The organism is Haladaptatus sp. (assembly GCF_049589095.1).
In the GTDB taxonomy this organism is placed as follows: Archaea; Halobacteriota; Halobacteria; order Halobacteriales; family Haladaptataceae; genus Haladaptatus.
The window spans coordinates 1-8,228 of sequence record NZ_JBAWAC010000054.1 but is presented as its reverse complement, the minus strand read 5'-3'; the positions used below and the strand labels follow the sequence as shown (position 1 = coordinate 8,228).

The window sequence follows — 8,228 nt, the reverse complement described above, 5'->3', positions numbered from 1 at the left end:
GTCCTCTTCATCGACGAAATCGACGCCATCGCGTCGAAGCGTACCGACTCGAAGACATCGGGCGACGCCGAAGTCCAGCGGACGATGATGCAACTGCTCTCGGAGATGGACGGCTTCGAGGACCGTGGCAACATCCGCATCATCGCGGCCACCAACCGCTTCGACATGCTCGACCGCGCCATCCTCCGCCCCGGTCGCTTCGACCGCCTCATCGAAGTGCCCAACCCCGGCGAGGAAGGCCGCGAGCAGATCTTCAAGATCCACACCCGCGACATGAACGTCGCCGACGACGTGGACTTCGAACACCTCGCGGAGGAGACGGGCGACGCCAGCGGTGCCGACATCAAGGCCATCTGTACCGAGGCCGGGATGTTCGCCATCCGCGACGAGCGCACCGAAATCCGGATGCAGGACTTCCTCGACGCACAGGAGAAGATCGAGCAGGAAGAAGAGGAGAACGACGAAGTCTCCAAGACGTTCGCGTAATCCCGTCTAAACAATTCTGGGCCGCCCGCAGCACCCCGCTTCGGGCGGATTTCGTTTCGAGACAGTTCCTTTCGAGCTACAGGAATGTGAAAATCAGGTAAGGAATCCCGAACAGCAGGACGGTCATCGACACGAGGATGAGCAGATACGATCCGACCGTGCTCGCCGCGGTCTTCCACGCGGGGTGGTCGAAGCCAGCAGTTTCAGCGGTTTCGGTCATACCCGACGTTTCGTGTCTCTCACCTAAACGCTACCGGACTGTCAGGGGGTTCGATTACCGCAAGATGTCCCCGATTCGGCGCGCCTGTCCACCCGTCGCCGGGTCCTTCTCCACGATATGCAGCACTTGGTGGTCCGTCACGTCGTAGTAGGACTTCCCCGTCGCTTCCTCTATGAGGTCCTTCGAGAGCCGGAATTCCGTCCCTTCGTACACGACATCGACGCCATCATCATCGAACGAGAGCGTAGTCATGCCCCTTCGTTGGCCACGGTCGGATAAAAAAGCTACAAATCGAAGACGACGATACTGGTTCTGAAAGCTCCCGTCCGTTCGCGGTCGTCTTTCCAGCAACTCCAATTACAAGAGAGTCAAAACCAACCACCTCTCTTCGTGGCGGCAGACGGGCGTCAGACGACTCGGGAGGATTTATTACGAGCGAACCGGTGGTAGGATGTGTGCCGCTCCGTTCCGACCCTCTGGATGAACTTTCGATTCCCGACGGGACGACCGTCGAAGAACACGATCTCGTGACCGACGGGGACATCATCGTCGGCGCGCAGAGTACCGTCGAGTTCGGCGTACGGGGAAACAACGTCGTTGCGGGCGAACGGGCGACGTTCGGCGGACACATCGAAGCCGAGGACGACTGCCGACTGGACCTCTGGTGTGACGTGGACGGCGACGTGCTCGTCGGACAGGACGCCTATCTGGGCGAACGCGTCCACGTCACCGGCCAACTGATGGTCAGCGGCGATCTGGATATCGGCGACGACGTGGAAATCGACGAGGGGTTCGAAGCCAACGGCTGGATCGTCATTCGTAACCCGATGCCGACCGTGGTTTTCCTCTTCGTCTACCTCTCGCAACTCCTCCGACTCGGTGAGGAGGAGGCCGCTCAGGGCATCATCGACGATGTGCTGGACGAGAGCGACGCGGAACCGATCACGATTCCGCGGAACGCCCACGTCAGCGATGACGCGTGGCGCGTCTCCACCCCTGCCGCCGTCGGCGACGGTTGTCGCCTCCACGGCAACATCCGGGCGGAGGAGATCACGGTCGGCGCGGACAACGAAGTGTTCGGAAGCCTGCGCGGCCGCGGCGATATCGTGGTCGGCGAACGAACGCGAATTCACGGCGACGTGACGACTCGCAACGGGACCGTTGTGCTCGAAAACGGTGCCGAAGTGCTGGGCGACGTGTCCTGTACGGACCTCGAATTCCACGAGAACGCGACGGCCGACGGGACCATGCGAGCACGCGGGGAGATGACGATGGTGCGCGCCGAAACGCGAAGGCCGACCGACGAGGAGGAATCGGAGAGCGAACCCGAAGAGGAAGAAGACGCGGAAGACGCGGAAGACGCCGCCGAAGCGGTCGAGACGGCCCATCGTGACCGAAGCGGTTCCGACGGACCAGCACCACAGGCCTGAGCAGTGACACGTTTTCGCCGTCATTTCGTCTGAGCGACAGCCATCAATCTTCCATTGAATCCGGCAAGTATGTCAGATTATTGTTAGGCCTCCGACAGTATAATAACGACTGAGGGAATTGGTAATGATTGACGTATGCAAACTAAACACACTCACGGTAGGAGGTACCGATGCACTCGGTCGTGTTGACCAAGGGCGTTCCGGACTTCCGCGAGGGGCAGGTGTCGTTCGACGAGGACGGCCACCTCGAACGTGGGAATACACCGACGGTGATGAACCCGAACGACCGGTTTGCACTTCAAGCCGCCCTCCAGACGAAGGTGAAACACGGTGGAACGGTGAGTGCGATGAGCATGGGACCACCCGGCTACGCCGACGTGCTGGGCGAGGCGATGTCGGTGTACGCCGACGACCTCTACTTGCTCTCCGACCGCGCGATGGCCGCCGCCGACACGTGGTCCACATCGATCACCCTCTCCGCAGGTATCGAGAAACTCGACCATCCCGACCTCGTTTTCGCGGGATTCAAAACGGCTGACGGAGAGACGGGACAGACCGGCCCACAGACCGCGTGGTGTCTCGATTATTCCATCATCACGCACGTCATCGCCATGGAGGTGGACGAGGACGAGGGCCGCGTTCGCGCGAAGCGACTCGTGGAAGGGGACGTGGACGAAATCGAGACGGTCGAATCCCCGCTTCCGGCGTTCATCGTCATGGACCCCGAGTACGAGGCGAGCTATCGGAAGGCCTCACATCGTCTCCGGCGCAAACAGCTCCAGGCCGAAACCGAGGAGCGCGCCGAGGAGTACGAGGAGTATCTCACGACGTGGGATCACGAGGACCTCAACCTCGACCCGGATTACATCGGGCTGGACGGGTCGCCGACCATCGTTTCGTCCGTGGACCCGATCCCGAAGGCACCGGCCGAGCGCGAAGCCACGATGGCGACGTTGGACGACGAGGAGGCGATGTCCGACGTGCTCGAAACGATCCAGCCGTTCGCGGCAGGTGACTGATCATGGCTGAAATCACCCCCGGCGAGCGAACCGTCTCGGAAATCGAGGACGAGGTTCGAACCATCGAGGACCCCGGTGCGCTCTCCGAACTACTCACCGAAGAGGAGGAAGGAAAGGACCGCAAGACGGCGAAGAAAGCGATTCAGGCGCGAATCGACGAAGTCGCCGACGAGTCGCCAGTCAGCGAGGCCGACGGCGGGACGGATACCGACGACACGGAAACCGAAGGCGAGTACGAGGAAACCGAGGAAGACGTGGAAAGCCCGGACGAAGCGGAAACGACGGCAGAAGAGCCGGAATCGGACGAATCCGAGTCCGCGGAGAGCGAATCGACGGACGGCGAGGACGAGGAAGCCGAAGAAGACGACGGCCTCACCGAACCGACCGTCGACAAAAAGCACGTTCGAGCGCTCGAAGACGGCGTCTACCGCGACATGTGGGTGTACTGCGAGACGCAGGGCGGCGAACTCCTCGACGTGTCGAAGGAGATGCTCGGCAAGGCCCGCGAGTTGATGGACGGCTACGCCGAGGAGTACGGCGACGAGGAACGGGTCGTCGCCGTTCTCGTCGGCGACGACATGGAGGAACTCGCCGAGGAGTGTATCACCCTCGGTGCGGACGTGGCGGTCTATCACGACGACGAGCGACTGGAACGGTTCCGCCACAAACCGTACACCGAAATCGTCGCGGACATGGCCCGCTCGAAGACGGACTGGAAGGAGTACGACAAGCCGCGCTACTTCCTCTTCCCGGCGACGAACAACGGCCGCGACCTCTCGGCACAGACGCAGGCCGAACTCGACTCCGGACTGGCGAGCGACTGTTCCGGCCTGACCATCACGGACGAACTCATCTCGAACCCCGTGAAGACCGGCCAACCCGGCGAGAAAATCGAGTTCGAGCGCATCCTCCACATGCAACGCCCGGACTTCTCCGGGTTCGAATACTCGACCATCCTCTGTATCGACAACCCCGACCGGGAGTTCCACCCGCAGGGCTGTTCGGTGATTCCGGGGAGTTTCGATCAGATGGCCCCCGACGCCGACCGGGAAGGCGAAGTCGTCTCGCACGACGCCGACCTCCCGGACGACTGGTTCCGGGTCGAGGTGTCCGAGTGGGACACCCTCGACACCGGCGTGGACCTGACCGACCGGGACGTCATCGTCGCGGTCGGCCGCGGTATCGGCGACAACCCGACGGAGGGAATCGAACTCGCGCTCGACCTCGTGGACGCGTTCGAGGACGCGGACCTCGGCCTCTCGCGCGGCGTGGTCACGGCCTCCTACAGCGTGGAGGGACACGTCGAGCAGTACGTCTCCGAGGAGCGTCAGATCGGCGAGACTGGACAGGTCGTCCAGCCACCGCTGTACATCGCGGCGGGTATCAGCGGCGCGATTCAGCACAAGGTCGGGATGGACGAGTCCGAAACCATCATCGCCATCAACACCGACACCGACGCCGATATTCGGGACTTCAGCGATTTCTTCATCGAGGGGGACCTGTTCGAAGTGTTGCCTCGCCTGACGGACGCGGTAGAGGCGGGCGAACTGGACGCGGTCGCAGCGGAGGACGATGACTGAACGATGAGCGAGGAATACGAACACTACGAAGCCGTCGTGGTCGGTGCCGGTCCCGGTGGGGCCGCCGCCGCCGCGACGCTCGCACGCAACGGAATCGAAACGCTCGTCCTCGAACGCGGTGTCGAGGCCGGGTCGAAGAACGTCTCCGGTGGGTTGCTGTACGCCGAGGAGTCGGCTCCCTACACCATCGACTCGCTGTTCCCCGACTTCCGCGAGGAGGCGACCGAACGGCCCATCACGGACTACAACATCCACAACGTGGCCGGGAACAAGGTGAAGTCGTTCGACATCACCCGACTCCACGAACACGACACGGAGTGGTCGGACGCGGTCCTCCGGCGGAAGATGGACTCGTGGCTCGCCGACCAGGTTCACGAGATGACCCACGAGACGGGCGGCGGTCTGCTGACCGGCGTGCACGTCAACGGTCTCCTCCGGGAGAACGGGAAAATCGTGGGCGTCACCAGCGACGAACTCGACCCGATCACGGCCGACTTCATCGTCGCGGCGGACGGCGTGAACAGCGAACTCGCCCGACAGACAGGGCTGATGGACTGGGACGAACCGGAGGAGTGGTTCCAAGGCGTCAAAGCGGTCATCGAGATGCCCGAGGACGTCATCCAGGAACGGTTCGACGTCGGCGAGGGAACGGGCGCGGCCCATCTCTTCTCGGGCAACCTCTTCGACGACGTTCGCGGCGGCGGCTTCCTCTACACGAACGAGGATTCGCTCTCCATCGGGTCGGTCTTCCACCTCGACAGCCTCGTCGAGGAGGAGGCAGAGCCCCACGAACTGCTGAACAACCTGCTCACCCACCCGCTGCTCGGCCAGTGGCTCAACGGCCACTACAACGAGATCGAGTACTCCGCGAAACTCGTTCCCGACTCGAAGAAGGTCGCACACCCGGCTCCGCACCGCGGACGGCTCGTCCTCGTCGGCGACGCGGGCGGGCAGATGCAGGCCCAAGGCCCCATCATCAAGGGCATGAACCACGCCGTGAGTGCGGGCGCACTCGCGGCGGAAGCCTTCGCCGAGGCACGCATGCGCGGCGACCCCGAGGAAGCGGGCCGACTGTACGAAAAGAAGCTCAAGGACGAGGGCGTGATGGGCAAACTCCGCCCCCGTCAGTATCGGGCGACGCGCGGCGTCGCCGAGAACGACCGGATGAGCGAGCTCGTAGATGGGGTTCTCTCGTCGTCGCTCGGCCGGGTCGCGCTCCGCTCCGGCCTCCTGTCGGGACAACTCGAACGGCTGTACGGTTCTCCCCTCCTTTCCACGATGATTCCGGACACGCGGACGCCGTACGTCACGCTGCCGACGGTCATCGCGGAGGAACTCGGCACCGAAATCACGGACACGAACGAGGTCGAACCCAAGAGCCTCGCCGACCGCATCGGCGACCTGACCTACGACACCGACGTCGGCAACCCGCACATCGAACTGCGGGACAACTCCTACGAAGCCAGCGGGGCGGCCGTCTCGGCCTGCCCGGTCAGCGCGGAGGGTTTCGGCGGCGGCTGCTATCGTGCGGAGACGGTGCAGGAGAACGGCCACGAGGAAAAGATCGTCAGCCTCGACACGCAACCCTGCGTCGAGTGTGGGACGTGTGCTATCGTCGCCGACACGAAGTGGGAGCACCCCCGCGGTGGCAAGGGCGTCGAGTTCCGAGAGGGATAGCGAGCGCATGAGCGAGTACCGCGACCGAATCACGTCCCTCGCGGAACGGGCACGGGACGACCGCGAATCGTTCGACCCGCCCGCCGACCCGCCGGACGAGGAACTGGCGGTGGCGTATTTACGAAACGGGGTCGGCGACGTCGTTTCGGTCTACATCGACGGCCGAACGGCCGAACTCGCCCGGTTCGACGCGGACGAGATGGCGACGATGGAGCGAGCGCTCAACGAGTGGGTCGCGCTGTACGCCCGCTGTTACGGCTACGACATCGAGACGGAGTTCACGGTGCGGGAGGTCGCCGAGATGGTGTTGAAGACGTACGATCTGCGCGACACGGTGCAGTTGCTGACGCAAATCCCCGACCCGAAAGCGGAACGGGTACGGCGAGGCGAGAATGGAATCGGTGCGGCGAAAGCAGACCGTGCGTAGCTGAAAACGAGGTGGCCGGGGCCTCAGTTGAACGCTTCTTCGTTTCCCACGAGTTCGAACAGCGGGTCGTACTCCTCCGGTAATTGCCCGCGAATCTGTTCGAACTCTCCTTCCGGAACGACTTCCGCGACGAGCGACATCACACCCTTCGCGTGAAAGAGCGCATCACCGTCGTCGATCCCCTCCCGCTCGGCGACGCGGGAGACGAACTCGTCGAAGTGAAACCGTTCCCCCGACTCGGCGTGGATGAGATACCAGTCGATTTCCATCGGGAGTGGCCCCGCGAGGTCTTTGGCTTCTCCCGCCTGTAAGCGCTCGCCGAGCGTGGTCAGCGTGGCGCGAATCGCACGCACCGCTTGGCCCTGTTTTCCCAATTTGAGACGATGCTGTACCTGTCCGATGAACTCGCTGTAGTCCATGATTCCCCCACGCTCATCACGACGGGGTACTACAAGAATCGAGCGGCGGAGTTAGATGGGGGGATTTCGACAGCTCCGAGACCTCTCACCATGGTTTCAGAACCATCGTTAATAATAAGTATAGATAGATGGTAACAGTGTACATGGAGTTCTCCGAGAAACTCGAATTCGGTCACGACGACCGACGACGAATCTACGAGTACGTCGAACGTCACGGCACAGCGAACGTAAACGACGTACAGGATTCGCTCCGCATCGACCCCAGCGGGTTCCGTCATCACATCGCCATCCTTCGCCGCGACGGCTACCTCACGGAGGAAGACGATGCCCTCTCCGTCGCGCTCGAAACCGGCGCGGAGGAGGAGTTCAACGACGAGGACGTCGAGTTCGTCATCCGCCCTGCCCGCCAGGAGGACCTCTCGGGGATCGTCGGCGCGATTCGACAAGTCGCCCAGGAAGGGTCGTACATCGTCGCCGAGACTGTCGCCGACGAGATCGACCATCAGGAAGCCCTGCTCCGGCACAACGACCTCGAATCGCGGATGTTCTTCGTCGCGACCGTCGGCGACGAAGTCGTCGGCTGGGTTCACCTCCACGCCCCCGAACTGGACAAACTCAGTCACACCGCCGAACTGACCGTCGGCGTGCTGGACGAGTATCAGGGCCACGGCATCGGGAGCCACCTTCTCGAACGCGGACTGGAGTGGGCGGGTGCCAACGGCTACGAAAAGGTGTACCAGAGCGCCCCCTCGACCAACGAGAACGCCATCGACTTCCTCGAAGCCCACGGCTGGGAGACCGAAGCCGTGCGGAAGAACCACTACAAGATCGACGGCGAGTACGTCGACGAAGTGATGATGGCCGTGAAGTTGTAGGCGAGTCCGACCGGCACCAATACGATTCGTTTTACGAATGTTTCTCTAACACCGTGAGCGACCACTTCGTGAGTAACCACTCCGTGAGCAACTAC

10 protein-coding genes are annotated in these 8,228 nt (G+C 62.7%); 7 read left to right on the top strand and 3 right to left on the bottom strand.

Annotation, left to right across the window (positions count from 1 at the left end; genetic code table 11):
* The coding region (locus tag WBV42_RS01810; RefSeq protein WP_423984511.1) for an AAA family ATPase at positions 1-486 on the top strand (486 nt) is incomplete at its 5' end.
* 76 nt (positions 487-562) lie between these two features.
* On the opposite strand, the gene WBV42_RS01805 is transcribed toward WBV42_RS01810, so the two are convergent.
* Both WBV42_RS01805 and WBV42_RS01800 read right to left on the bottom strand, forming a co-directional pair.
* Positions 563-706 carry a hypothetical protein gene (locus WBV42_RS01805; protein WP_423984510.1) on the bottom strand — a complete coding sequence of 48 codons (144 nt, stop codon included), beginning with the start codon at positions 704-706 and terminating at the stop codon, positions 563-565.
* 54 nt (positions 707-760) lie between these two features.
* Positions 761-958 (bottom strand): DUF5800 family protein, encoded by a 198-nt coding sequence (locus WBV42_RS01800; RefSeq protein ID WP_066146401.1) that lies wholly within the window; start codon positions 956-958, stop codon positions 761-763.
* A 203-nt stretch (positions 959-1,161) separates the two neighbouring features.
* Here WBV42_RS01800 and WBV42_RS01795 point away from each other — a divergent pair, with 203 nt between their 5' ends.
* From WBV42_RS01795 to WBV42_RS01775, 5 genes are all read left to right on the top strand, one after another.
* Entirely contained in the window at positions 1,162-2,136 is a 975-nt protein-coding gene (locus tag WBV42_RS01795; RefSeq protein ID WP_423984509.1) for a polymer-forming cytoskeletal protein, read from the top strand.
* Positions 2,137-2,306: 170 nt separating this feature from the next.
* Positions 2,307-3,155, top strand: coding sequence for an electron transfer flavoprotein subunit beta/FixA family protein (locus WBV42_RS01790; RefSeq protein WP_423984508.1), 849 nt, complete (start codon positions 2,307-2,309; stop codon positions 3,153-3,155).
* 2 nt (positions 3,156-3,157) lie between these two features.
* Entirely contained in the window at positions 3,158-4,735 is a 1,578-nt protein-coding gene (locus tag WBV42_RS01785) for an electron transfer flavoprotein subunit alpha/FixB family protein (protein ID WP_423984507.1), read from the top strand.
* Positions 4,736-4,738: 3 nt separating this feature from the next.
* Entirely contained in the window at positions 4,739-6,412 is a 1,674-nt protein-coding gene (locus tag WBV42_RS01780; RefSeq protein ID WP_423984506.1) for an FAD-dependent monooxygenase, read from the top strand.
* 7 nt (positions 6,413-6,419) lie between these two features.
* Positions 6,420-6,839 carry a hypothetical protein gene (locus tag WBV42_RS01775; protein ID WP_253226223.1) on the top strand — a complete coding sequence of 140 codons (420 nt, stop codon included), beginning with the start codon at positions 6,420-6,422 and terminating at the stop codon, positions 6,837-6,839.
* A gap of 23 nt (positions 6,840-6,862) precedes the next feature.
* On the opposite strand, the gene WBV42_RS01770 is transcribed toward WBV42_RS01775, so the two are convergent.
* Positions 6,863-7,258: a DUF2267 domain-containing protein gene (locus tag WBV42_RS01770; RefSeq protein WP_423984505.1), complete on the bottom strand. Its 396-nt coding sequence runs from the start codon at positions 7,256-7,258 to the stop codon at positions 6,863-6,865.
* 143 nt (positions 7,259-7,401) lie between these two features.
* Here WBV42_RS01770 and WBV42_RS01765 point away from each other — a divergent pair, with 143 nt between their 5' ends.
* Positions 7,402-8,133 (top strand): GNAT family N-acetyltransferase, encoded by a 732-nt coding sequence (locus WBV42_RS01765; RefSeq protein ID WP_066146419.1) that lies wholly within the window; start codon positions 7,402-7,404, stop codon positions 8,131-8,133.
* The last annotated feature ends 95 nt before the right edge of the window (positions 8,134-8,228 follow it).